The 21,815-nt window shown below is 66.4% G+C and carries 20 protein-coding genes, 1 tRNA gene and 1 pseudogene; 2 read left to right on the top strand and 20 right to left on the bottom strand.

Features of this window, described 5'->3' with window-relative positions; translation table 11 throughout:
• Nucleotides 1–58: 58 nt before the first annotated feature.
• The 17 genes and pseudogenes from KNW02_RS10205 to KNW02_RS10125 all read right to left on the bottom strand — a co-directional run bounded on the left by KNW02_RS10205 (nucleotide 59) and on the right by KNW02_RS10125 (nucleotide 14,146).
• A pseudogene (locus KNW02_RS10205) lies at nucleotides 59–649 on the bottom strand (RBBP9/YdeN family alpha/beta hydrolase).
• A gap of 256 nt (nucleotides 650–905) precedes the next feature.
• A complete protein-coding gene (locus KNW02_RS10200) occupies nucleotides 906–1,007 on the bottom strand; it encodes an AsnC family transcriptional regulator (RefSeq protein WP_216033167.1) in 102 nt (33 codons plus the stop codon).
• A 145-nt stretch (nucleotides 1,008–1,152) separates the two neighbouring features.
• Nucleotides 1,153–1,872: a sulfate/molybdate ABC transporter ATP-binding protein gene (locus tag KNW02_RS10195; protein ID WP_216033166.1), complete on the bottom strand. Its 720-nt coding sequence runs from the start codon at nucleotides 1,870–1,872 to the stop codon at nucleotides 1,153–1,155.
• 15 nt (nucleotides 1,873–1,887) lie between these two features.
• Nucleotides 1,888–2,751, bottom strand: coding sequence for a sulfate ABC transporter permease subunit CysW (cysW, locus tag KNW02_RS10190; RefSeq protein WP_216033165.1), 864 nt, complete (start codon nucleotides 2,749–2,751; stop codon nucleotides 1,888–1,890).
• Nucleotides 2,744–3,046 carry a hypothetical protein gene (locus KNW02_RS10185; RefSeq protein WP_216033164.1) on the bottom strand — a complete coding sequence of 101 codons (303 nt, stop codon included), beginning with the start codon at nucleotides 3,044–3,046 and terminating at the stop codon, nucleotides 2,744–2,746. The genes cysW and KNW02_RS10185 overlap by 8 nt, the downstream gene beginning before the upstream one ends.
• Nucleotides 3,039–3,878, bottom strand: coding sequence for a sulfate ABC transporter permease subunit CysT (cysT, locus tag KNW02_RS10180; protein ID WP_216033163.1), 840 nt, complete (start codon nucleotides 3,876–3,878; stop codon nucleotides 3,039–3,041). The genes KNW02_RS10185 and cysT overlap by 8 nt, the downstream gene beginning before the upstream one ends.
• 3 nt (nucleotides 3,879–3,881) lie before the next feature.
• Nucleotides 3,882–5,063, bottom strand: coding sequence for a sulfate ABC transporter substrate-binding protein (locus tag KNW02_RS10175; RefSeq protein WP_216033162.1), 1,182 nt, complete (start codon nucleotides 5,061–5,063; stop codon nucleotides 3,882–3,884).
• A 182-nt stretch (nucleotides 5,064–5,245) separates the two neighbouring features.
• Complete coding sequence (locus KNW02_RS10170; protein WP_216033161.1) at nucleotides 5,246–5,713, bottom strand: RrF2 family transcriptional regulator; 468 nt, start codon at nucleotides 5,711–5,713, stop codon at nucleotides 5,246–5,248.
• A 352-nt stretch (nucleotides 5,714–6,065) separates the two neighbouring features.
• Nucleotides 6,066–7,499 (bottom strand): mannose-1-phosphate guanylyltransferase/mannose-6-phosphate isomerase, encoded by a 1,434-nt coding sequence (locus KNW02_RS10165; protein ID WP_216033160.1) that lies wholly within the window; start codon nucleotides 7,497–7,499, stop codon nucleotides 6,066–6,068.
• A gap of 185 nt (nucleotides 7,500–7,684) precedes the next feature.
• A tRNA-Val gene (locus KNW02_RS10160) sits at nucleotides 7,685–7,760 on the bottom strand.
• Between the two features lie 53 nt (nucleotides 7,761–7,813).
• Nucleotides 7,814–8,440 carry a histidine phosphatase family protein gene (locus KNW02_RS10155; protein ID WP_252733671.1) on the bottom strand — a complete coding sequence of 209 codons (627 nt, stop codon included), beginning with the start codon at nucleotides 8,438–8,440 and terminating at the stop codon, nucleotides 7,814–7,816.
• A gap of 122 nt (nucleotides 8,441–8,562) precedes the next feature.
• Complete coding sequence (locus tag KNW02_RS21210; RefSeq protein ID WP_216033159.1) at nucleotides 8,563–9,570, bottom strand: SPOR domain-containing protein; 1,008 nt, start codon at nucleotides 9,568–9,570, stop codon at nucleotides 8,563–8,565.
• Between the two features lie 72 nt (nucleotides 9,571–9,642).
• Nucleotides 9,643–10,278 carry a uracil phosphoribosyltransferase gene (gene upp, locus KNW02_RS10145; RefSeq protein ID WP_216033158.1) on the bottom strand — a complete coding sequence of 212 codons (636 nt, stop codon included), beginning with the start codon at nucleotides 10,276–10,278 and terminating at the stop codon, nucleotides 9,643–9,645.
• Nucleotides 10,275–11,234 (bottom strand): adenosine deaminase, encoded by a 960-nt coding sequence (locus tag KNW02_RS10140; RefSeq protein WP_216033157.1) that lies wholly within the window; start codon nucleotides 11,232–11,234, stop codon nucleotides 10,275–10,277. Before KNW02_RS10140 ends, upp begins: the two co-directional genes overlap by 4 nt.
• Nucleotides 11,231–12,418, bottom strand: coding sequence for a phosphopentomutase (locus tag KNW02_RS10135; RefSeq protein WP_216033156.1), 1,188 nt, complete (start codon nucleotides 12,416–12,418; stop codon nucleotides 11,231–11,233). Before KNW02_RS10135 ends, KNW02_RS10140 begins: the two co-directional genes overlap by 4 nt.
• Nucleotides 12,411–13,700: a thymidine phosphorylase gene (locus KNW02_RS10130; RefSeq protein WP_216033155.1), complete on the bottom strand. Its 1,290-nt coding sequence runs from the start codon at nucleotides 13,698–13,700 to the stop codon at nucleotides 12,411–12,413. Before KNW02_RS10130 ends, KNW02_RS10135 begins: the two co-directional genes overlap by 8 nt.
• Nucleotides 13,697–14,146: a cytidine deaminase gene (locus tag KNW02_RS10125; protein WP_256447709.1), complete on the bottom strand. Its 450-nt coding sequence runs from the start codon at nucleotides 14,144–14,146 to the stop codon at nucleotides 13,697–13,699. Before KNW02_RS10125 ends, KNW02_RS10130 begins: the two co-directional genes overlap by 4 nt.
• A 102-nt stretch (nucleotides 14,147–14,248) precedes the next feature.
• Here KNW02_RS10125 and KNW02_RS10120 point away from each other — a divergent pair, with 102 nt between their 5' ends.
• Nucleotides 14,249–16,528, top strand: a complete 2,280-nt coding sequence (locus KNW02_RS10120; protein ID WP_216033153.1) for an NADP-dependent malic enzyme — start codon at nucleotides 14,249–14,251, stop codon at nucleotides 16,526–16,528.
• A gap of 251 nt (nucleotides 16,529–16,779) precedes the next feature.
• Nucleotides 16,780–18,669 (top strand): AMP-binding protein, encoded by a 1,890-nt coding sequence (locus KNW02_RS10115; protein WP_216033152.1) that lies wholly within the window; start codon nucleotides 16,780–16,782, stop codon nucleotides 18,667–18,669.
• A 93-nt stretch (nucleotides 18,670–18,762) separates the two neighbouring features.
• On the opposite strand, the gene KNW02_RS10110 is transcribed toward KNW02_RS10115, so the two are convergent.
• The 3 genes from KNW02_RS10110 to tnpA form a co-directional block, all read right to left on the bottom strand.
• Nucleotides 18,763–20,085, bottom strand: a complete 1,323-nt coding sequence (locus KNW02_RS10110; protein ID WP_252733669.1) for an NAD(P)/FAD-dependent oxidoreductase — start codon at nucleotides 20,083–20,085, stop codon at nucleotides 18,763–18,765.
• On the bottom strand, nucleotides 20,085–21,434 hold the full coding sequence (locus KNW02_RS10105) for a glutamine synthetase family protein (protein WP_216033225.1): 1,350 nt from the start codon (nucleotides 21,432–21,434) through the stop codon (nucleotides 20,085–20,087). Before KNW02_RS10105 ends, KNW02_RS10110 begins: the two co-directional genes overlap by 1 nt.
• A 127-nt stretch (nucleotides 21,435–21,561) precedes the next feature.
• The coding region (gene tnpA / locus KNW02_RS10100) for an IS200/IS605 family transposase (protein WP_216033151.1) at nucleotides 21,562–21,815 on the bottom strand (254 nt) is incomplete at its 5' end.

Below are 21,815 nucleotides of genomic sequence, written 5' to 3'. Positions count from 1 at the left end.
AGGGCGAAGACCGCCATCGGCACGGCGCGCCGCGCCGCATCAACCAGGTTGCCCGGATTCATGGAGACACCTGCGCATGGCGCTGTGAAACCGACGGCGATCGCAAGACCTGGGTGGGCAACCGGCCACGCATGGGCCACAGAAGGTTGCGCAAGGCCTTGCCCTCGGGCCAGGGCCCGTATCCCGAAGCCACATTGATATGCCCGGCCTCTCCCATGTCGATCAGATCCGCGCCCTAGGCTTCGCTCAGGGCGCGGGCGCGATCCTGCTCCATCCACGGGTCGTTGCGGCTGGCGGCAACGATGGAGGGCACGCCGAGGTCGCGCTCGGGGATGGGGCCGAATCGTTTGGTCCTGCGGCCTTGGGACGACTCGGCCGGGGCAACCAGCAATGCCCCCGCCACGCGAATCTGCGGCCAGTTCGCAAGAAGCCGAACGATGGCGAACGCGCCCAGGGAATGGCCGACAAGAACCGATCCGGGATGGATCAGCGTCGCGGCGGCGATCTCGGTCAGCCAGGCCTCGGGCGTCGGATCCGACCACAAATGCTGCTCGACGATTTTCGCGGTCGGGTCGGTTGCGGCCCACCAATGCTGCCAGTGCGGCGCGGGGGAGCCATCGAGGCCGGGAATCAACAATGTCCTGATCATGGCAATCTCCTTTCACCTAAAAGACTACTGACGTGATCGTGTATATGAATTCCAAACTTGACCCGGTTCGGAGAAGGGCATTCTCCGAGAAAGGATCGGCCCCGATCGAAGGCCAGATCAGATACCTTGTGGGTCGTTTCCACCGCCCGGCGGCTGTCCTGCCCGGCGAAAAAGCGACCCACGGTCACAAAACTTCATTCGATGCTGCGCCCCGAGGTCATCGCCCCCCTGCCCCGGCCGTGCCTTTGCCAAGACGTCACTGGATGGAAATCGGCCATGCCGTGGTGCTCAGCGTGGCGTCATGCATGAGTTCGCGCAGGATCTTTCGGTCGATCCTGTCGAGTTCGGGTTTGCTCACAGGCGGCCTCCCTTTGCAGTTCACCCCACGGCGCAGCAAGCCGTTCATAGGGTCGTTTTTCTGCCACATACGAACGATCTGACCGGGTATCTCCGGGGCTATGTGACGGCGCGTGCCTCGGAAAATCCCGCGGGTTCGCGCCGCCTCAGGCCGTCGTGAACGCCCGCACGAAATCGCTTGCGGGTCTTGCGAGGATATCGGCCGGCCTGCCCACCTGTTCGATTCGCCCCATCGACATGACAACGACAAGGTCGGCAAGCTGCATGGCCTCTTCCTGATCGTGGGTCACGAAGACTGTTGTCAGGCCGGTGCGGTCATGGATCTCGCGCAGACCCTGACGCAGTTCCTTGCGCACCTTCGCGTCCAGCGCGCCGAAGGGTTCGTCAAGCAGAAGCATCCGCGGCTCGATCGCCAGAGCACGCGCCAGCGCGACCCGCTGCCTTTGCCCGCCCGAGAGCTGGCTGGGATAGCGACCGCCGATATCGGGCAACTGGATCAGGTCCAGAAGCCGGTTCACGCGGCGGCCGATCTCGGCCTCGGTCGGACGCTCGTGCCGTTTGCGGGCGCGCAGACCGTAGGCCACGTTCTCGAACACGGTCATATGCCTGAACAACGCATAGGACTGGAAGACGAAACCCGCGCGGCGCTCTTGCACCGACAGGCCCGTCGCATCCTGCCCGCCCAGCAGAACGCGCCCCGAAGTCGGGAATTCGAGCCCGCCCAGAATGCGCAACAGGGTCGTCTTACCCGATCCCGAGGGGCCGAGCAGCGCGATCAGGGCGCCCGAGGGAATGGCGAGGGAGACCGGATGCAGCGCCCGCGAGGTGCCGAATTCCTTGGCCAGCTCTTCGAATTCGATATTCATCGATCGGCTCCTTTCTCAATGACGCCGCGTGGCGGCCAGGACATCGGCATGGCGCCATTCCAGCAGGGATTTCAGGGTCAGCGTGATCAGGGCGAGAAGCGCCAGAACGGCGGCCAGCGAGAAGGCCGCAACCGAAAGGTACTCGTTGTAGAGCATCTCGATCATGATCGGTATGGTCGTGGTTTCGCCCCGGATCTTGCCCGAGACGACCGCGACCGCGCCGAATTCGCCCATGGCGCGGGCGTTGCTGAGAAGCACCCCGTAGAGAAGTGCCCAGCGGATATTGGGCAGGGTCACGGTGAAAAATGTCCGCCAGCCGTTTGCGCCGAGGGTCAGTGCCGCCTCCTCCTCGGCCCGGCCCTGCTCGATCATGACGGGGATCAACTCGCGCGCGACGAAGGGGAAGGTCACGAACATGGTCGCAAGCACGATGCCGGGAAAGGCGAAGACGATCTTGAGGTCGTTCGCCACGAGCCAGGCGCCGAGCGACGAGTTTGCGCCGACCAGCAGGACGAGGGCGAGGCCCGCGACAACCGGCGAGACCGAGAACGGCAGGTCGATCAGGGTGATCAGGAACGCCTTGCCGCGAAAGTCGAATTTCGTGATCGCCCAGGCGGCGGCGATGCCGAAGACGGCATTCAGCGGAACGGCAATGGCGGCAACGATCACCGTCAGGCGAATGGCGGACCGCGCATCGGGCGAGGTCAGCGCCTCGATCGATGCCGCCCAGCCCTGCCGGATCGCCTCGGAAAAGACCGCGACCAGGGGCGCGAACAACAGAAGCGAGATCAGGACAAGCACGATCCCGATCAGCAGATACCGGGTGGCGCGCGGCTCATCCGTCACCGCCGCGGGACGGGAAAGGGCGAGGTCAGACATTCAGCACTCCATGAGCCTGCTCGGCGAAGGCGGGAACCGGGCCATTCGCCTCATCGCCCTCGCCGGCCTGCCGGGCCCGGCGGTGGAAAAAGATCGCCGCGTCCAGCGCCAGCAGCAGCGGACTGGCAAGCACCCCGATCAGGGTGGCGACAGGCAGCGAGCCGCTGACCACATAGGACATCACCCCGAGCAGTATCCCGCCCAATCCCAGCAGGAGGGCGAAGGCAAAGCCCGATCCCGGTGGCGGGCGATCTTCCCGGGCGCGACCGCATCCGTTCCATGGCTTGTCAGACAAGGCCAATCCTCCTTCTGCTCCAGATCTGGATGACGTTGATGCCCAGCAGCATGGCGAATGAGATCACCAGCATGGCGATCCCGATGGCTGCGGCGGCATCGTAATTGTATTCCTCAAGCCGGATCACGATCAGCAACGGCGCGATCTCGGTCAGGTTCGGGATGTTGCCCGCGATGAAGATGACCGAGCCGTATTCCCCGACCGAGCGGGCCAGCGCGAGGGCGAAGCCCGTAAGCAGCGCGGGTGTCAGCGTGGGCAGGACCACCCGGCGCAAGGTATAGCTGCGGGGTGCCCCAAGCGTCGCGCTGGCTTCCTCGACCTCGCGGTCCAGTTCCTCGATGACCGGTTGCACGGTGCGGACCACGAAGGGCAGGCCGATGAAGATCAGCGCCATCCAGATGCCGGTCTCGGTATAGGCAACCCGGATTCCGAGCGGCGCCAGCGCCTGCCCGAACACCCCGCTGGGCGCATAGAGCGCCGTCAGCGCAATGCCCGCAACCGCAGTCGGCAGCGCAAAGGGCAGGTCAACGGCCGCATCGACGAAGCGCCGGCCCCAGAAGCGATAGCGCACAAGCACCCAGGCCAGCATCAGCCCGAAGACGAGGTTGAAAAGCGACGCGATCAGGGCCGCCCGGAAGGACAGGGTGAGCGCCGACCAGATCCGGCGCGAGTTCACCATGTCCCACAGATCCGCCGCGCCGATCATCAGGCCGCGGCCCAGCAGCGCCCCGATCGGAAGCAGGACCACGACGGACAGGACCGCCATCATGATCCCGAAGCTCAGCCCAAACCCCGGAAGGGGCGAGGGCGAGCGGAGAATGCCCGCCCTCATGGCCTATTCCTCGTAGATCTGATCGAAGATGCCGCCGTCTCCGAAATACTTGGGCTGCACGACCGGCCAGCCGCCGAAATCGGAAATGGTGACCAGTTCCAGATCGGGAAAGCGCGCCAAATCCTCGGGTGCCGCCAGCGAGGTGTCCCAGGCGCGATAGTAATGGCGCAGCGCCAGCGCCTGCGCCTCGGGGCTGTAGAGATGTTCGAGATATGCTTCGGCCGCGGCGCGCTGTTTGTCAGAGGTGATGCTGCCATCCACCAGCGTCACCGGCGGTTCGGCCAGGATCGAGACCGAAGGAACCACGATGTCGAAGGCATCCTCGCCGAGTTCCTTGAGCGCAAGGAAAGCCTCGTTCTCCCAGGCCAGCAGCACGTCTCCGATCCCGCGTTGGGTGAAGGTCGTGGTCGATCCGCGGGCTCCGGTATCCAGCACCGGCACGTTGCGGAACATGGCGCCGACGAATTCGGCCGGGTCGAGCCCATTCCGCTCGGCATAGGCCCAGGCGGCCAGAAAGTTCCAGCGGGCGCCACCCGAGGTCTTGGGGTTCGGCGTGATGACGGCCACATCCTCGCGGATCAGGTCATCCCAGTCCTCGATGCCCCTGGGGTTGCCGTCGCGCACCAGGAACACGATCGTCGATGTATAGGGCGATGAATTATGTGGCAGCCGCGCCTGCCAGTCGGCGGGAATGCGTCCCGTGCGCTCGGCGATCGCGTCGATGTCTGCGGACAAGGCCAGCGTGACCACGGTCGCCTCGAGCCCGTCGATCACCGCGCGCGCCTGACCGCCCGAGCCGCCATGAGACTGGCTTACGGTCACGGGCGCATGGCCCTGCGCGTTCCACCACGCGTGAAAAAGCTCATTATATTCGCGGTAAAGCTCGCGCGTCGGGTCGTAGGAGACATTGAGGATCTCGACCTGATCCTGTGCCGCGGCGGGTGTGCTGCCCGCGAAGGCCAGACCGATGGCGGCAAGTGCGGCAAAGATCCGGCCACGGCCTTTGCCGTTCATTTCTTTCTGGCCGGCGCCTCCGTGCGTCCCGTGGCTTACGCCCGGCTGGACCGGCAGCCCGGCCAGACGACTATCCCTGCCGGTTGCAATCTCGATGCGACCGTCGTTGAAACTTCGGATATATGTGCCCTGCGCCAGCACATGGGCGCCGATCTGGATGGTGCGAAACATGTGGTTTCCCTTGCTGATCCCTGTCGAATTCCGGCGCCAGACCGGCCGGGCTGACGGGCCTGGGCGAAGCTCGGCTCCGCACCCGGCACGTCTCCGGCGGCATCTGACACGTTAATTACGACAGATTTAATCGTGTTTTGCAAAGGAAAAATCACGTCTATTTTCGTCGTGATTTTGGAAGATCATTCCTCCGCGGCGACCTCGGGCAGGGCAAAACGCTCGAGCGGCCGCGAGTCTTCCATCAGATCGGCCAGCGTGAGCGACTCGATCATCAGAATATAGGCCGAGTAGAAACCGCCGAAGACGGCACGCACGCGGCAGGTCTTTTCATCCCTGCAGTCTTCACAGCGCTGGTAGGCCTTGCGGGAAAGGCACGGCAAGGGCGCCATCGGCCCATCGATCAGCCTCAGGATCTCGGCAAGGGAAACCCGTTCCGGATCCTTGATGAGTTCATAGCCGCCCTTCCGGCCCCGCCGGCTGCCGATCAGCCCCGCACGCTTCAGATCCAGAAGGATGTGTTCCAGAAACCGCTTCGGCGCCCCCGATCGTTCCGCGATTTCCTCGATCCGCAAGGCCGCACCATCGTTCGCCTGTTCATCTGCCATGACCATGAGCGACTTGAGCGCGTATTTCGTCTTCTGGGTGATCATTCCAAGGTTGCCATGCAGATATTACGACTGTTCCGATAAACATTAGCAGGAACCGAGCGGCAAAGGGAGTTTTGATTGAGCGCCGAAGCGCTCGCTGAGCTTTATGGCGAACTGACTGCGAGCCGCAAACTACTCTCGCGCTTTTCGGACAGGCGGCAATGCCCGTCCTGCCCTTGTGCCTGAGCCAGCGCACCTTGCCATCGCCCTCGCTGACCGGGGTGCTGATCGTCGCATCAACCTGCGTGCCGGTCCTGACCGTAATCGCCCGGGCCTGTCGTCCTCCTGACCCTTGCCGGAATCAGGGAATCACGGTCGAAGACATCGGTCTACGGTCGTCCCGCCCACGGATTTCCTAATCCCCGCTGCTGCGGGCATAGACATCCTCGTATCGGATGATGTCGTCCTCGCCCAGATAGGCGCCGGTCTGCACCTCGATCAGAACCATCGGCACCTTGCCTGGATTTTCCATCCGGTGCACGGCGCCAAGGGGCACATAGATCGACTGGTTCTCGGTCACCAGCGTCACCGTCTCATCCACGGTCACCCGGGCCGTGCCGCTGACCACGATCCAATGCTCGGACCGGTGCACGTGGCTTTGCAGCGACAGTGCGGCGCCGGGCTTCACGACGATCCGCTTGACCTGAAACCGGTCGGCCAGCGCCAGCGTCTCGAACCAGCCCCAGGGGCGGTGGTCACGGGGAAAGGCCACGGCCTGCTTGCGGTTCTTCTTCTTCAGCGCCACGACCGCCTGCCGCACATCCTGCGACCGGGATTTTTCGGCCACCAGGACCGCGTCATGCGTCGCCACGACCATCACGTCCTTCAGCCCGATGCCGACGACCTGCAAATCCTCGCTGTCCGAGCGCAGCAACACATCCGCGCAGTCGATCGCGGTCGAATTCGCATCCGCGACCACCCCGTCGGCCGCCGGCGCCCGGTCCAGTTCCTCGCGCCAGACGGCATCCCATCCGCCCAGATCCGACCAGCGGCCCGAATAGCGCACGACGGTCAGGTTCTCGGCCTTTTCCATCACCGCATAATCGATGGAATTGTCGGCCAGCCGCTCCCACGGTTCACGGGCCAGTCGCAGGAAGCCGATATCGGTTCGTGCCCCGTCCAGCGCCGCCTGCACCGGCGCCAGATAGTCCGGGGCATGGGCACGGAAGGCCTCGATCATGGTTCCGGCGCCGAACAGGAAGATGCCCGCGTTCCAGAGGAAATTGCCTTGCGCCAGCATCTCGGCGGCACGGGCCGCGTCCGGCTTTTCGACGAACCGGGCCAATGGCTGCGGCCCCTCGCCCTGCCCGGCCAGTTCCAGGTAACCGTATCCGGTTTCCGGGCGATCCGGTGTAATGCCGAAGGTGACGATCCGTCCCGCAGCCGCCGCCTCGGCTCCGGCCTCCACCGCGCGGGCGAAGGCCTCGGCATCGGGGATCACATGGTCGGACGGCGCCACCAGCAGCAGGCGAGCGGGATCCTCCTGCGCGGCCATCAGCGCCGCGGCCAGGATTGCGGGGGCGGTATTGCGACCGGCCGGCTCGATGGCGATGGCGCCGGGCCGGATGCCGATCTGGTCCAGCTGTTCGGCGACGATGAAGCGGAAATCCGCATTGGTCATCACCACCGGATCGGAATAGCCCTCGCCCGACAGGCGCCGGGCCGAGGCCTGAAACAGCGATTCGGCGCCGATCAGGGGCGCGAACTGCTTTGGAAAGCTTTTGCGCGAGACCGGCCAGAGCCGCGTGCCGGAACCGCCCGCCATCAGAACCGGTGTTATCCTGCCCATTCCGAGCCTCCTCGCGTTTGGCATCTTCTGGCGGCACGGATGCGCCGCTCATGGCCGATTACGCAAGGGATAGCCCACGATCGACGCCGCGCCAAGCCGGGGATCGCGCGAATTAGAGCCAAAGAAAGCAATGAGTAAACGCCACGCCGCCACGCCGCGACTGATCTGCGCACCCTCTGCGGTCCTGGTGGGCGGTGAGGGACTCGAACCCCCGGCATCTTCGGTGTAAACGAAGCGCTCTACCAACTGAGCTAACCGCCCTTGCCGCCGCTTCTAGCCTGCGGCGCGCGCATATGCCAGCCCCGCCGCCAGGATCACGGATCGCGCGGGCGCCAGACCTCGTGCCGGGCGCCGCGGACGACATGGACCGCCCCCTGCTCGACCGTCAGTTCGCCAAGCCGGTCAGCGCCCGTTCCCATCGCCAGAACGCGCAGCATGCGCAGGGTGATGCCATGGGTCACGATCAGCGCCGGCTGGCTCAGTTCGGCAAGAAACGCGCCGACCCTGTGCTGCAATCCCCGAAAATGCTCGCCGCCCGGCGCAGAATCGTACCAGGCCAGACGATCGCCCCGGAAGAACTCTGGCTCCTGCCGGCGCAGATCGTCGATCAGATGCCCCGAAAACCGGCCGATATCGATCTCTGCAAGACGGTCGTCGGTCAGGAACGAGGCCCCGCCGAAAACGATTTCTGCCGTTTCGACCGCGCGCCCAAGCGGGCTGCTGATCCGGATCGCATCGATCCCGCGGACCAGCGCGGCCTGCTGCCGTGCCTGCCGGCGCCCGAGATCCGTCAATGCGGAATCGAGGCGCCCCTGCATCCGCCCCTCGGCATTCCAGAGCGTCTGCCCGTGTCGCATCAGATAGAGATCGCAATACATCCCTGGCCATTCCCGCCCTGCGCCGCCCTGCCGTTCCTGGCCCGCGCCACCTCGGATGTCCATGGGCGATCCGGACCAGGCCACCCCTAAAGGGACGCAACAGGGATGAGTTGTTGCAGGCAAGCGCCGTCATGCATGGGCCAGGGCTTCAAACTGATACCCGGCCACGGCTTCCCCGGCGCCCGTCAGCGGGCCACCGCCCCCGGATAGCCCTGCGCCCGCAATCGGTTCAGGGCCGCGACCAGTGAGCGGCGGTCGGTGAACGGCCCGGCAAGGATCACGCGGACCGGCTTGCCGTCATGCCGTGATCGGGTCTGCCCGACCCGGTATCCCATCTCGGACAGGCGGCGTATCACGATGGTTGCGTTCGCGTCGTCAGCGAAGGCGCCGACCTGCACGAAGCGCGCCGAAGCGGGGATCATCTCGACGCTCGGATCCTCCGGCGCCGGATCCGTCGGACCGCGCCGGACAAGGGACGGCGCCTTTGCCAGGGACATCGCGGCCTTGCCGGTGTCCGCACCCTGCTTTGCCGTAACGGGCCGTGTCTGCGGCCTCGTGACGCGGGCCTCCGCGGACGCTGCCGGCTGTAGCACCGCCGCCGGCGCCGGTGCCGTCGCGGGCATCGCCGCCTCAGCGGCCGAGATCCGTTCCTCGGGCAGCGGTGCGCGCATTCCGGGGCACAGGCCCCGGGTGACATCCTGCCCCAGCACCGGCCGCGGTTCCGGGTCCGGCCGATAGCCCAGCAACCGGCATAGATCCGAACCCCCACCGCCGCCGATCAGGGCGCTGCGCAAAGCGGCCTCGTTCCGCGCGAGCGCCGCCAGTTCCTCGGATATCGGGTCGGCAGGCGCGGCGAGGTCGGGCGAGGTCTTCGTCTCGACCGGACGCGGATCGCCCAGATATTCGCCCTGCCGCAGCCCCGCGGCCAGGGTCTCGGCCAAGAGATCGGCGGGGTCGCGCGGAAACTCGGCGCCGGTCGTGGCCGCGCGCAGCGAGACGGTCGGGGGAAAGCCGCAGACGGCCGCGCCGGTCGCATCGACGAGGCCCACCCAAGCCCCGTCCTCGTGGCGATAGACGCAGCCGTTTCCATCGACATATTGCGTGCTGCCATAATCCTCGGGCGGCGGCGGCACCGGCCCCGCATGTCCGGCGACGGCAGCAACCGACAACACCCCGAGGGCAGCCCAGAACACCCGCATCCTTCCCCCGCGAATCGACCCTTTCGCCCAGAGATAGGCGAAAAGACTGAAGCAGGGGTTAAGCGGCTATTTGGTTCCGAACATCCGGTCGCCGGCATCGCCCAGCCCGGGCACGATATAGCCGTGATCATCCAGACGATCGTCCAGCGCCGCGGTGAAGATCGGCACGTCGGGATGGGCCTGCCGCATCCGATCGACCCCCTCGGGCGCGGCCAGCAGGCACAGGAAGCGCAGGTTCCTTGCGCCCCGCGCCTTCAGCATGTCGATGGCGGCGACCGATGAATTGCCCGTCGCCAGCATCGGATCGACGACGATGGTCATGCGCTGATCCAGCAGGCTGGGCACCTTGCAGTAATATTCCACCGGCTGCAGGGTTTCGGGATCGCGGTACAGCCCGACGAAGCCAACCCGGGCCGAGGGGATCATCTCGAGGATCCCGTCCAGAAGCCCGTTGCCCGCCCGCAGGATCGAGATCAGCGCCAGCTTCTTGCCCTCGAGCGTCGGCGCGTCCATCGCACAAAGCGGCGTCTCGATGCGCATGGTGGTCAGTTCCAGTTCGCGCGTGACCTCATAGGCCAGAAGCAGGCTGATCTCGCGCAGAAGCCGGCGGAACCCGGCGGTCGAGACATCCTTCTGGCGCATGATCGTCAGCTTGTGCTGGACCAGCGGGTGGGTGATGACGGTCAGATGGGGTTGGCTCACGAAAACTCCTTTCTCAGCCGCGCGCGCGTGTCCGCGTCGCAGAATGCCGCCTCGGCGGCCCAGAGATTGATCTGCCGGAACTCGGTCTCGCCCCAGCCGAAGGCCTCGGCCAGGCGGTCATATTCGCGGCGCATGCTGGTGTGGAAGAAGGGCGGATCGTCGGTCGAGACGGTGACCTTCACCCCCGCCTCGGCCAGCCGCGCGATCGGATGGGCGGGCCAGTCGGGCCAGATTCCCAGGGCGATGTTCGAGCCGGGACAGACCTCCAGCACGGTGCCGGCCTCGGCCAGATCGCGGATCAGGGCCGGATCGTCGATGGCGCGGACACCGTGTCCGAGGCGGCTGACGCCCAGCGACAGCGCCTGCCGGATGCTGTCCGGGCCGCCCCATTCGCCGGCATGGCAGGTCAGGCCCAGCCCGGCCTCGCGCGCGCAATCAAAGCTCCAGGCGAAGTCGGTGGCGCGGCCCATCGCCTCGGCGCCGCCCATCCCGAACCCGGTGATCCAGTCGCCCGCCGTCTCGGCCGCGCACCGCGCCGAGGCCCGCGCCCGGTCGGGGCCGAAATGGCGGATGCAGGTAACGAGGCCGCGGCTGTCGATGCCCTGGCCGCGCATGCGCGCCGCGACCTCGGCCATGGCGGCCAGATAGTCGCGCCAGGCGGCCAGATCGCCGCCGCCGCAGAATTCGGGCGACACGAACAGCTCGGTATAGATCACGCCCTCTTCGGCGCTGCGCTCCAATACCTCGGCCAGCAGGCGGGCATAGTCCCGCGGGGTTTCCAGCACCCCGGTCGCCGCCTCGTAGACGCGCAGGAAATGATCGAACCCGGAATAGGCATAGTGGCCCCGCGCATCGAATATGCCAGACAGATCCACCCCTTTTTCTGCGGCAAGGCCTCGGATGAAGCCGGGCGGTGCCGCGCCCTCAAGATGAAGATGAAGTTCTATCTTTTTCAAATCAGGGACTTTCCATGACGCGGCGCGGGCAGGCCCAGATGCGCCATGACCGAGGCGCCGATATCGCTGAACCCGACCTGCCCGATGGCCCGCGCCCCCAGCCCGTGGCCCAGAACCGGCACCCGCTCGCGCGTGTGGTCGGTGCCGTGCCAGCTGGGATCGTTACCGTGATCGGCGGTGAAGATGGCCAGATCGCCCGGACGCAGCGCCGCGAGAAAGCGGCCTGCGATGCCGTCGAACCACTCAAGCTGCGCGGCATAGCCGGGAATGTCGCGGCGATGCCCGAAATTGGTGTCGAACTCGACGAAATTGGCGAAGGTCAGGCTCCCCGGCTCGGCCTCGGCCGCCAGACAGATCAGGTGGTCGGCCAGGTCGGCATCGGATTTGCCCTTGTGCAGATGGGTGATGCCGCGATGAGAAAAGATATCGCCGATCTTGCCGATGGCATGGGTCACGCGCCCGGCCCCCGCCGCGATGTCGAGGATCGTGTCCCCGGGCGGGGCGATGGCGAAATCGCGGCGGTTCGGGGTGCGCCTGAATTCGCCGGGGCGCTCGCCCAGGAATGGCCGCGCGATGACCCGGCCCACGCGCATCGCATGCAATTCGGGCGCCAGTCCTTCGCAAAGCCCGATCAGCCGGTCGAGGCCGAAATGCGTCTCATGCGCGGCGATCTGCAGCACGCTGTCGGCCGAGGTGTAACAAATCGGCCGGCCTGTACGGATATGTTCGGCGCCAAGATCCTCGATCACCTGCGTCCCCGAGGCGTGACAGTCGCCAAGGATACCATCAGTGCCGGCCAGGGCGCAGATGCGGGCGGTGATCTCGGACGGGAAGGCCGGAACGGTGTCGGGGAAATAGTGCCATTGCCACGGCACCGGCACGCCCGCGATCTCCCAATGACCCGAGGGCGTGTCCTTGCCGGGCGAGACCTCGGTGGCCGCGCCCCACAGCCCGCGAGGCTCGGCGCCAAGGCCGGGGGCCTCAAGACCAGAGGCCAGCCGCACCGCCGCGCCCAGCCCCAGCCGGTCCAGATGCGGCATGGCCAGCGGGCGGGCCTGCGCGATATGGCCGACGGTATTGGCGCCGGTATCGGGCAGGCCGTCATTGAAGAAGCGGTCGGCATCGGGCGCGCCGCCGATGCCCACACTGTCCATGACAATCAGGAAGGCGCGGTTCTCAGCCATCGGCCGTGATCCTGTCGCGGACCAGCGGACCGGGCGTGGCGGCCGCACCGATCCGATAGGCCGCCTGCACGGCGGCGATGGCAACCTCGGCGGCGGTGTCGTCGGCGGCGTGAACCATGGCCAGCGGCGCGTCCGGGCCGACCGCCTCACCCAGCCGGGCCAGCCGGTCCAGCCCGACCCGATGGTCGATCCTCTCGCCCGCGCGCGCGCGTCCGCCACCAAGCGCGACGACGGTGTGCCCCAATGCGGTCACATCGATCTGTGCCACCGCCCCCTCGGGCGCGGGCACCGGCCGGATCACCGGCGCCGCCGTCAGATGCGCCTCGGGCCGGTCGATCAGATCCGCCGGCCCGCCCTGGGCCTTGACCATGCGGGCAAAGGCCTCGGCGGCGGCCCCCGAATCCAGCGTCGCGGCCAGCCCCTCGCCGGCCCGCCCGACCAGCCGCAGGCATTCGGCGGACAGTGCCAGCGTCAGGTCGCGCAGCGCGCCCCTTTCGCCCCGCAGAACGCGGATCGCCTCGGCCACCTCAAGCGCATTGCCCGCCGACCGGGCCAGCGGCTGGTCCATGTCGGTGATCAGCGCAGAGGTCCGGCAGCCGGCGCCATTCGCCGTCTGCACCAGCGCCCGCGCCAGCCGCTCGGACGCCTCGGCCGTCTTCAGGAACGCCCCCGATCCAGCCTTCACGTCCAGCACCAGCCCGTCCAGCCCCGCCGCCAGCTTCTTCGACAGGATCGAGGCGGTAATCAGGTCGATCGATTCGACCGTGCCCGATTCGTCGCGGATCGCGTAGAGGCGCCGGTCGGCGGGTGCGAAATCCCCGGTCGCGGCGACGATGGCACAGCCAGTATTCTTTACGATCCGAAGAAACTGTTCCTCGGTCTGGTCGCAAATATAGCCGGGAATCGCCTCCAGCTTGTCCAGCGTCCCGCCGGTATGGCCGAGGCCACGACCCGAGATCATCGGCACGAACACGCCCGAGGCAGCCAGAAGCGGCGCCAGGATCAGGCTGACGGTATCGCCGATGCCGCCGGTCGAATGCTTGTCCACCACCGGCCCCGGCAGATCCCACTGCATCACATGGCCCGAATCGCGCATCGCCCGGGTCAGTGCCACCCGCCCCGCCTCGCCCACGCCGCGGGTCAGCACCGCCATGGCGAAGGCCCCGGCCTGGGCATCGCTGACCGATCCGTCCGCCAGCCCCTGCGCGATCAGCGCGGCGCCCGGACCATCCAGTCCCCGACCGTCGCGCACGGCGGCGATGACAGGGCGCGGATCGGTCATTCCGCCCGGCTCATATGGCTGATGTCAAAGCGTCCGGGCAGCAATTCCCCGATAGTCGTGGCATAGGTCGCGCCCTCGACCGTGGCCAGCAGGACCGGCGTGTCGTGGCGGCCGAACTCGGCCAGCTTCTGGCGGCAGCCGCCGCAGGGCGGACAGGGTGCGGGGGCGTCGGCGATCACCGCGACCTCGATCAGTTCGGTTTCGCCGGCCGCGACCATGGCGGCGATGGCCCCGGCCTCGGCGCAGGTGCCCTCGGGATAGGCGACGTTCTCGACATTGCAGCCGCGATAGATGGCGCCCGACACGCCCCTGACCGCAGCCCCCACCTTGAAATGCGAATAGGGCACATAGGCCGCCTCGCGCACCTCGCGCGCCGCATCCAGAAGTGACATGGCTTGCCCCCTTTTCTTCGTCTCTCGGCAGTCTTGCGCCTCGTGCCATGACAACGCAAGCCGAAGCCTCCCGTTCCCCGCCGCAGCAGAACCCGCCTGTTCCCCGCCGCAGAAATGGTTTAACGCTGAACTAATTGCGTGACCGGAGGGGTGAAGATGGAAGAACGCAGACAGGACACCGCGCGCCAGGCGGCTTTGGATTACCATGAATTCCCGCGTCCCGGGAAACTGGAGATTCGCGCGACCAAGCCGCTGGCCAACGGCCGCGACCTCAGCCGCGCCTATTCGCCGGGCGTGGCCGAGGCCTGCCTGGAAATCAAGGCCGACCCCGCCACCTCCAGCCGATACACCGCGCGCGGCAATCTGGTCGCCGTGGTCTCGAACGGCACCGCCGTTCTGGGTCTGGGCAATATCGGCGCCGCCGCCTCCAAGCCGGTGATGGAGGGCAAGGCGGTCCTGTTCAAGAAGTTCGCCAATATCGACTGCTTCGATATCGAGGTGAACGAAAACGACCCCGAAAAGCTGGCCGATATCGTCTGCGCGCTGGAGCCGACCTTCGGCGCCATCAACCTCGAGGATATCAAGGCGCCCGACTGTTTCATCGTCGAGAAACTGTGCCGCGAGCGGATGAACATCCCGGTCTTTCACGACGACCAGCACGGCACCGCCATCGTGGTGGGCGCCGCCGCCACCAACGCGCTGCGCGTCGCCGGCAAGAAATTCGAGGATATCAAGGTCGTCTCGACCGGCGGGGGTGCGGCGGGCATCGCCTGCCTGAACATGCTGCTGAAACTGGGCGTCAGGCGCGAGAATGTCTGGCTCTGCGACATTCACGGGCTGGTCTACGAGGGCCGGGCCGAGGACATGAACCCGCAGAAATCCGCCTTCGCCCAGCCCAGCGAGCTGCGGACGCTGGATCAGGTGATCGAGGGCGCCGACCTGTTCCTGGGTCTTTCGGGCCCCGGCGTGCTGAAGCCCGCGATGGTGCAGAAGATGGCCGCGCGCCCGATCGTCTTCGCGCTGGCCAACCCGACGCCCGAGATCCTGCCCGACGAGGTGCGCAGCGTCTCGCCCGACGCGATCATCGCCACCGGGCGCAGCGACTTCCCGAACCAGGTCAACAACGTGCTGTGCTTCCCCTTCATCTTCCGCGGCGCGCTGGATGTCGGGGCCACGACCATCAATGACGAGATGGAGGTCGCCTGCGTCGAGGGCATCGCGGCGCTGGCCCGCGCCACCACCGCCGCCGAGGCCGCGGCCGCCTATCGCGGCGAGACGCTGACCTTCGGTCCCGAATACCTGATCCCCAAGCCCTTCGACCCGCGGCTGATCGGCATCGTCTCCTCGGCCGTGGCCCGCGCGGCGATGGAGTCCGGCGTGGCGACGCGGCCGATCGAGGATCTGGACGCCTACAAGCGCAAGCTGGACGGCTCGGTCTTCCGCTCGGCGCTGATCATGCGCCCGGTCTTCGAGGCCGCGGCGACCGCACGGCGCCGGATCGTCTTTGCCGAGGGCGAGGACGAGCGCGTGCTGCGCGCCGCCAATGCGATGCTGGAGGAAACCACCGATGTGCCGATCCTGATCGGCCGCCCGGACGTGATCTCGACCCGCGCGGAACGCTGTGGCCTGCCGATCCGGCCGGAAAAGGACTTCCAGATCGTCAACCCCGAGAACGATCCCCGCTACCGGGACTACTGGGAAACCTATCACGGCCTGATGGCGCGGCGCGGCGTCAGCCCCGACATCGCGCGGGCGATCATGCGCACCAATACCACCGCAATCGGCGCGGTCATGGTCCATCGTGACGAGGCCGACAGCCTGATCTGCGGCACCTTCGGGCAATACAGCTGGCACCTGCAATATATCCGTCAGGTTCTGGCCCGCGACGGGCTGCATCCGACCGGCGCGCTGTCGATGATCATCCTCGAGGACGGGCCGGTCTTCATCGCCGACACCCAGGTCCATCACGACCCCTCGCCCGAAGAGGTCATGGAGACGGCGATCGGCGCCGCCCGCCATGTGCGCCGCTTCGGCATCACCCCGCGCATCGCGCTGTGCAGCCATTCCCAGTTCGGCAATCTCGACACGCCCGGCGGACGCAAGATGCGTGCGGCGATGGAACTGCTTGAGGCGCATGAGGTCGATTTCACCTTCGAGGGCGAGATGCAGGTCGACTCGGCGCTGGATCCGGCCCTGCGCGCGCGCATCTTCCCCAATTCGCGCATCGAGGGCGCGGCCAACGTCCTGATCTTCGCCGGCAGCGACGCCGCCTCGGGCGTGCGCAATGTGCTGAAACAGAAGGCCAGCGGGCTGGAGGTCGGGCCGATCCTGATGGGCATGGGCAACCGCGCCCATATCGTCACCCCCTCGATCACCGCGCGCGGGTTGCTGAACATGAGCGCGCTGGCCGGCACGCCGGTCGCCTATTACAGTTGATGCGGATGGCCCGCCCTCTTTCGGGGGGCGGGCCGCGAATCACCCGCGCGACGGCATTTGCCCGAATTTTGCAAAATTAACCGCGCGTCATCCGACGTTTTGCAGCAGTTTTCTGTTTGCAAAATCTTGCCGCTCTCAGCGCCCGATCTTCGCAAAATCTCTGCGACGAAACGTCTCCGCTCCCGCTAACACTGTTGCGCGATATCCCCTATCCTCGGTAACAGAATGTCACCGTCGAGGAGGGGCATACCATGGCATACCAAGATGTGTACGCAGGCTGGAAATCCGACCCGGAAGGGTTCTGGATGGGGGCCGCCGAGAAGATCGACTGGGACCGCGCGCCCAGCCGCGCCTATTTCGATCAGGGACCGGCGGGCGAATGGTTCGCCGACGGCATGGTCAATACCTGCTGGAACGCGGTGGACCGCCATGTCGAGGCCGGCCGCGGCGATCAGCTGGCCATCATTCATGACAGCCCGATCACCCATTCCTATCGCGGCATCACCTATCGCGAACTGCGCGACCGGGTGGCCAGCCTCGCGGGCGCGCTGCGCGCCAAGGGCATCGAGAAGGGCGACCGGGTCATCATCTACATGCCGATGGTGCCCGAGGCGCTCGAGGCGATGCTGGCCTGCGCCCGCCTGGGCGCCATCCATTCGGTCGTCTTCGGCGGTTTCGCCGCGCATGAACTGGCCGTGCGCATCGACGACGCCACGCCCAAGGCGATCATCGCCGCCTCCTGCGGATTGGAGCCCGGCCGCGTCGTCCATTACAAGCCGCTTCTGGACGCGGCCGTCGACCAGGCGAGGCACAAGCCCGATTTCTGCGTCATCTTCCAGCGCGAGCAGGAGGTCGCCGAACTGATCCCCGGCCGCGACTACAACTGGCACGGCTTCCAGTATGGCATCGAGCCCGCCGATTGCGTCCCGGTCGAGGGCAATCATCCGGCCTATGTTCTCTATACATCGGGCACCACCGGACAGCCCAAGGGCGTGATCCGGCACACCGCCGGTCATCTGGTGGCGCTGAACTGGACGATGAAGAACATCTACGGGATCGATGCGGGCGACGTGTTCTGGGCCGCCTCGGATGTCGGCTGGGTCGTCGGCCACAGCTATATCTGCTATGGCCCGCTGATCGCCGGCGCCACCACCATCGTCTTCGAGGGCAAGCCCGTGGGCACGCCGGATGCCGGCACCTTCTGGCGGGTGATCCAGAACCACAGGGTCAAATCCTTCTTCACCGCCCCGACCGCGATCCGCGCCGTCAAGCGCGAGGACCCGAATGGCGAACTGATCCGCGACTACAACCTGTCGAGCCTGCAGGCGGTGTTCCTGGCCGGCGAGCGCGCCGATCCCGACACGATCCAGTGGCTGGAGGACCAGCTGAACCTGCCGGTGATCGACCACTGGTGGCAGACCGAGACCGGCTGGGGCATCGTCGCCAACCCCTTCGGGATCGAGCCGATGCCGGTCAAGAAGGGCAGCCCCTCGGTGCCGATGCCGGGCTATGACGTGCAGATCCTCGACGAGGCCGGCCAGCCGGTCGGGCCGGACACGCTGGGCGCCATCGCCCTCCGGCTGCCGCTGCCGCCGGGCACCCTGCCCTCGCTGTGGAATGCCGAGGACCGGTTCCGGAAATCCTATCTGGATCATTTCCCCGGCTATTACGAGACCGGCGACGCCGGCTATGTCGACAAGGACGGCTATCTCTACATCATGGCGCGCACCGATGACGTGATCAACGTCGCCGGCCACCGCCTGTCCACCGGCGCCATGGAAGAGGTGCTGGCCGGCCATCCGGCGGTTGCGGAATGCGCGGTGATCGGCGTGGCCGACAGTCTGAAGGGGCAGATGCCGGTCGGCTTTCTGTGCCTGAAGAAAGGCACCGCCACGCCAGACGAGCAGGTCGTGCGCGAGGTGGTCAAGCGCGTCCGCGACCAGATCGGCCCGGTCGCGGCCTTCAAGCTGGCCTGCGTCGTCGACCGGCTGCCCAAGACCCGCTCGGGCAAGATCCTGCGCGCCACCATGGTCAAGATCGCCGATGGCGAAGCCTTCAAGACCCCGGCCACGATCGACGACCCGGTGATCCTGGACGAGATCACCACAGCCCTGCAGGGGCTCGGCTACCCACAGCGCTGAGCGGCGGGACCCGCCCGACATGAACATGCCGCCCGGTCGAACGGGCGGCATGTGACTTTCCTGCCCCGGGGGCAATGCCCGCGATGAACCCGCTCAGACGCCGAACCGGTCGCGCAGGGCATACCACCACGAGCCGATGACCGAATAGGGCACCCGGAACGTCCGGCCACCGGGGAAGGGAATCCAGGGCAGTGCGGCGAAGCTGTCGAAGCGGGTCAGATCGCCGTTGATCGCCTCGGACAGGATGCGACCGAAGGTGTGCGAACCGGTCACGCCATGGCCGGAATAGCCATGCGCGAAATAGGTATTGGCGCCGATCCGGCCCATCTGCGGCACCCGGCTGAAGGACAGGGCGAAGTTGCCCGACCAGGCAAAGTCGATCTCGGTGCCGGCCAGTTGCGGGAAGACCTTGTCGAGGTTCCGGCGCAGCTTGGCCTTGATGTCCTTCGGATCGGCGCCGCCATAGACCGTCCCGCCACCGAACAGCAGCCGGAAATCGGCCGACATGCGGTAATAGTCCAGGATATAGCGGATATCCTCGACGCAGACATCCGTGGGCATCAGCTCGCGGGCCAGTTTTTCGCCCAGGGGGCGCGTGGCCATGACCTGAGTCGAGACCGGCATCACGCGCGAGGTCAGCGTCGGCACGACATGACCCAGATAGGCATTGCCGCACAGAACCAGCGTTCTGCAGGTGATCTGTCCCTGCGCCGTGTGGACCACCGGCCGCTCTGCCGCGTGATCGACGGACAGGACCGGCGACATCTCGAAGATCACCCCGCCCAGGCTTTCCAAGGCCGCGGCCTCGCCAAGCGCGAGGTTGAGCGGGTGCATGTGCCCGCCGCTGACGTCGATCATGCCGCCGACATAGAGGTCGGACTTCACATGCCCGCGCATCTCGTCGCGGGACAGCATGCGCTGGTTATGAAGGCCATGGCTTTCCCACAGCGCCTTGCGCGCCTCCAGTTCGCGCAGATGCGCGGGGGTCAGCGCGGCGAAGACATTGCCATCCTTCAGGTCGCAGCGGATGTCATAGGTCCTGACCCGCTCGCGGATGATCTCGCCCCCCTCCTGCACCAGCCCGGCCACGAAACGCGCCGTATCCGCGCCATAGCGGCGACCGATGGTCTCGAGGCTGGCATTCAGGCCGTTGACGATCTGGCCGCCGTTGCGGCCCGAGGCGCCCCAGCCGACGCGCACCCCCTCGACGATGGCGACCTTGTAGCCCTTCTCGGCCAGATGCAGCGCCGTCGACAGGCCCGAATAGCCGGCGCCGACGACGCAGATATCGGTCTCGTATTCCCCCAGCAGTTGCGGGCGATCCGGCGACGGATTGGCCGAGGCGGCGTAATAACTGCCGACATGCCGGCCGTCGCCGGCATAGGGATGAGGATGGACAGGGGACATGGCGTTCATCACACGGCCTCCAGATAGCTGTGATATTCGAAATCGGTGACATGGCGGGTAAAGCGGCGCAGTTCCTGCAGCTTGCATTGCACGAACATCCGCCTCAGCCGCTTGCTGTAGATCTGCTGGACATGGCTGCCGCGCGAGAAGGCGTCGATGGCCGAAGCCCAGTCCGGCGGCAACGTATCCAGCGCCAGCGCATAGGCGTCGCCTTCGACCGGCTCGGGCGGCTGCCATTTGCCTTCGATGCCCAGAAGCGCACCGCCCAGGATCGAGGCCAGAACCAGATAGGGATTGGCATCCGCGCCGGCGACGCGATGTTCGATCCGGCGCGCCCTGGGCGAACCGCCGGGGATGCGGATCGCTACGGTGCGGTTTTCATAGCCCCAGGCGACCGCGGCCGGGGCATGCGCCCCCGGCAGCAGCCGACGAAACGAGTTTTCATGCGGCGCGAAGACAAGCGTGTTTTCCTGCATGGTTCCAAGCAGGCCGGAAACCGCATGGCGCAGGAGATCGGTCCCCGCATCGCCGCCATCATCGAAGACATTGCGACCCTCGGCATCGACCAGCGAGAAATGCACATGCATGCCCGAGCCGGCGCGGTCGCCATAGGGCTTGGCCATGAAGGTCGCGGCAAAACCGTGCCGACGGGCGATGCCGCGCACCAGCCGCTTGAACAGAATCGCGTCGTCGGCCGCGCGCAGCGGGTCCGCCACATGCAGCAGGTTGATCTCGAACTGCCCTGCCCCGTTCTCCGAGATCGCCGAATCCGCAGGGATCCCCTGGGCGCGGCAGCCATCATAGACATCGTTCAGGAAGGCATCGAAATGCTGCAACTCGTCCAGCGACAGGGCGCCATCCGAATCAAGCCGCTTGCCGGTGATCGGCGAGCGGGGCGGCTGCGGCGCCGCCTCGGACGGATCCACCACATAGAATTCCAGTTCGGTGGCCACGACCGGGGTCAGCCCCAGCGTGGCAAATCGATCCGCCACCGCAGCCAGCGCCCGGCGCGGGTCGCCCGGGAAAGGGGTTCCGTCCTCCTGCCGCATCCACAGCTGGGCGAAAGCCGCCGGGCGGGTGATCCAGTCGACCGGGATCAGCGGCCGCCCGGTGAAATCGCACAACCCGTCCGCATCGCCGGTATCGAAGACCAGTTCGTTGCCCTCGATATCCTCGCCCCAGATATCCATGCCCAGAAGCGACAGCGGCATGCGCAACTCGCCCTTCAGGATCTTCTCCAACTGGTCCACGGGCACGCGCTTGCCCCGCATGACCCCGTTCAGATCGCAGATGCAGGCAAAGATCGTCTCGATTTCGGGACGGCCGGCAAGCCAGTCCTCTGCATCGCCCAGTCGCATCATGCACCCATTTTGTGATATCGTTTCATGTATTGTGATATATTTTCTTCGCCGGGTCAATCTGAGAACAGCAATCATCGGGACTGCCCGCCCTGTCACCTGAGAGAGTTTTGCCTCAAGTGAACCACTACCGGCTGACGCCGGTAGCATCCCGTTTTCCATGCAGTTCCAGATACTGAAGTATGATGTCGTCGGTGACATTGCCCGAGGTTGTCGAGAAATATCCGCGGGCCCAGAACCGCCTGCCCCAATATCGTTTGCGCAGGTCCGGGAACTCCATCTGGATGCGGCGTGACGACCGGCCCTTGATGCGCTGCATCACATCCGACAGCGACAGTTTCGGCGGGATCGACAGGAACATGTGGACATGGTCACGCGCCA

The organism is Paracoccus marinaquae (genome assembly GCF_018860165.1).
GTDB lineage: Bacteria > Pseudomonadota > Alphaproteobacteria > Rhodobacterales > Rhodobacteraceae > Paracoccus > Paracoccus marinaquae.
Note: the sequence above shows the minus strand (reverse complement) of the source record. Positions and strands in the feature narration are given on the sequence as shown.

What these genes read in the sequence shown, in the direction of transcription:
- KNW02_RS10135 (WP_216033156.1), bottom strand. Translation starts at nt 12,418, where the DNA reads ATGGCTGAGAACCGCGCCTTCCTGATTGTCATGGACAGTGTGGGCATC.
- KNW02_RS10115 (WP_216033152.1), top strand. Translation starts at nt 16,780, where the DNA reads ATGGCATACCAAGATGTGTACGCAGGCTGGAAATCCGACCCGGAAGGG.
- cysW (WP_216033165.1), bottom strand. Translation starts at nt 2,751, where the DNA reads ATGTCTGACCTCGCCCTTTCCCGTCCCGCGGCGGTGACGGATGAGCCG.
- KNW02_RS10105 (WP_216033225.1), bottom strand. Translation starts at nt 21,434, where the DNA reads ATGCGACTGGGCGATGCAGAGGACTGGCTTGCCGGCCGTCCCGAAATC.
- KNW02_RS10155 (WP_252733671.1), bottom strand. Translation starts at nt 8,440, where the DNA reads ATGGACATCCGAGGTGGCGCGGGCCAGGAACGGCAGGGCGGCGCAGGG.
- KNW02_RS10165 (WP_216033160.1), bottom strand. Translation starts at nt 7,499, where the DNA reads ATGGGCAGGATAACACCGGTTCTGATGGCGGGCGGTTCCGGCACGCGG.
- KNW02_RS10120 (WP_216033153.1), top strand. Translation starts at nt 14,249, where the DNA reads ATGGAAGAACGCAGACAGGACACCGCGCGCCAGGCGGCTTTGGATTAC.
- KNW02_RS10170 (WP_216033161.1), bottom strand. Translation starts at nt 5,713, where the DNA reads ATGATCACCCAGAAGACGAAATACGCGCTCAAGTCGCTCATGGTCATG.
- KNW02_RS10175 (WP_216033162.1), bottom strand. Translation starts at nt 5,063, where the DNA reads ATGTTTCGCACCATCCAGATCGGCGCCCATGTGCTGGCGCAGGGCACA.
- KNW02_RS10130 (WP_216033155.1), bottom strand. Translation starts at nt 13,700, where the DNA reads ATGACCGATCCGCGCCCTGTCATCGCCGCCGTGCGCGACGGTCGGGGA.
- KNW02_RS10110 (WP_252733669.1), bottom strand. Translation starts at nt 20,085, where the DNA reads ATGAACGCCATGTCCCCTGTCCATCCTCATCCCTATGCCGGCGACGGC.
- cysT (WP_216033163.1), bottom strand. Translation starts at nt 3,878, where the DNA reads ATGAGGGCGGGCATTCTCCGCTCGCCCTCGCCCCTTCCGGGGTTTGGG.
- KNW02_RS10195 (WP_216033166.1), bottom strand. Translation starts at nt 1,872, where the DNA reads ATGAATATCGAATTCGAAGAGCTGGCCAAGGAATTCGGCACCTCGCGG.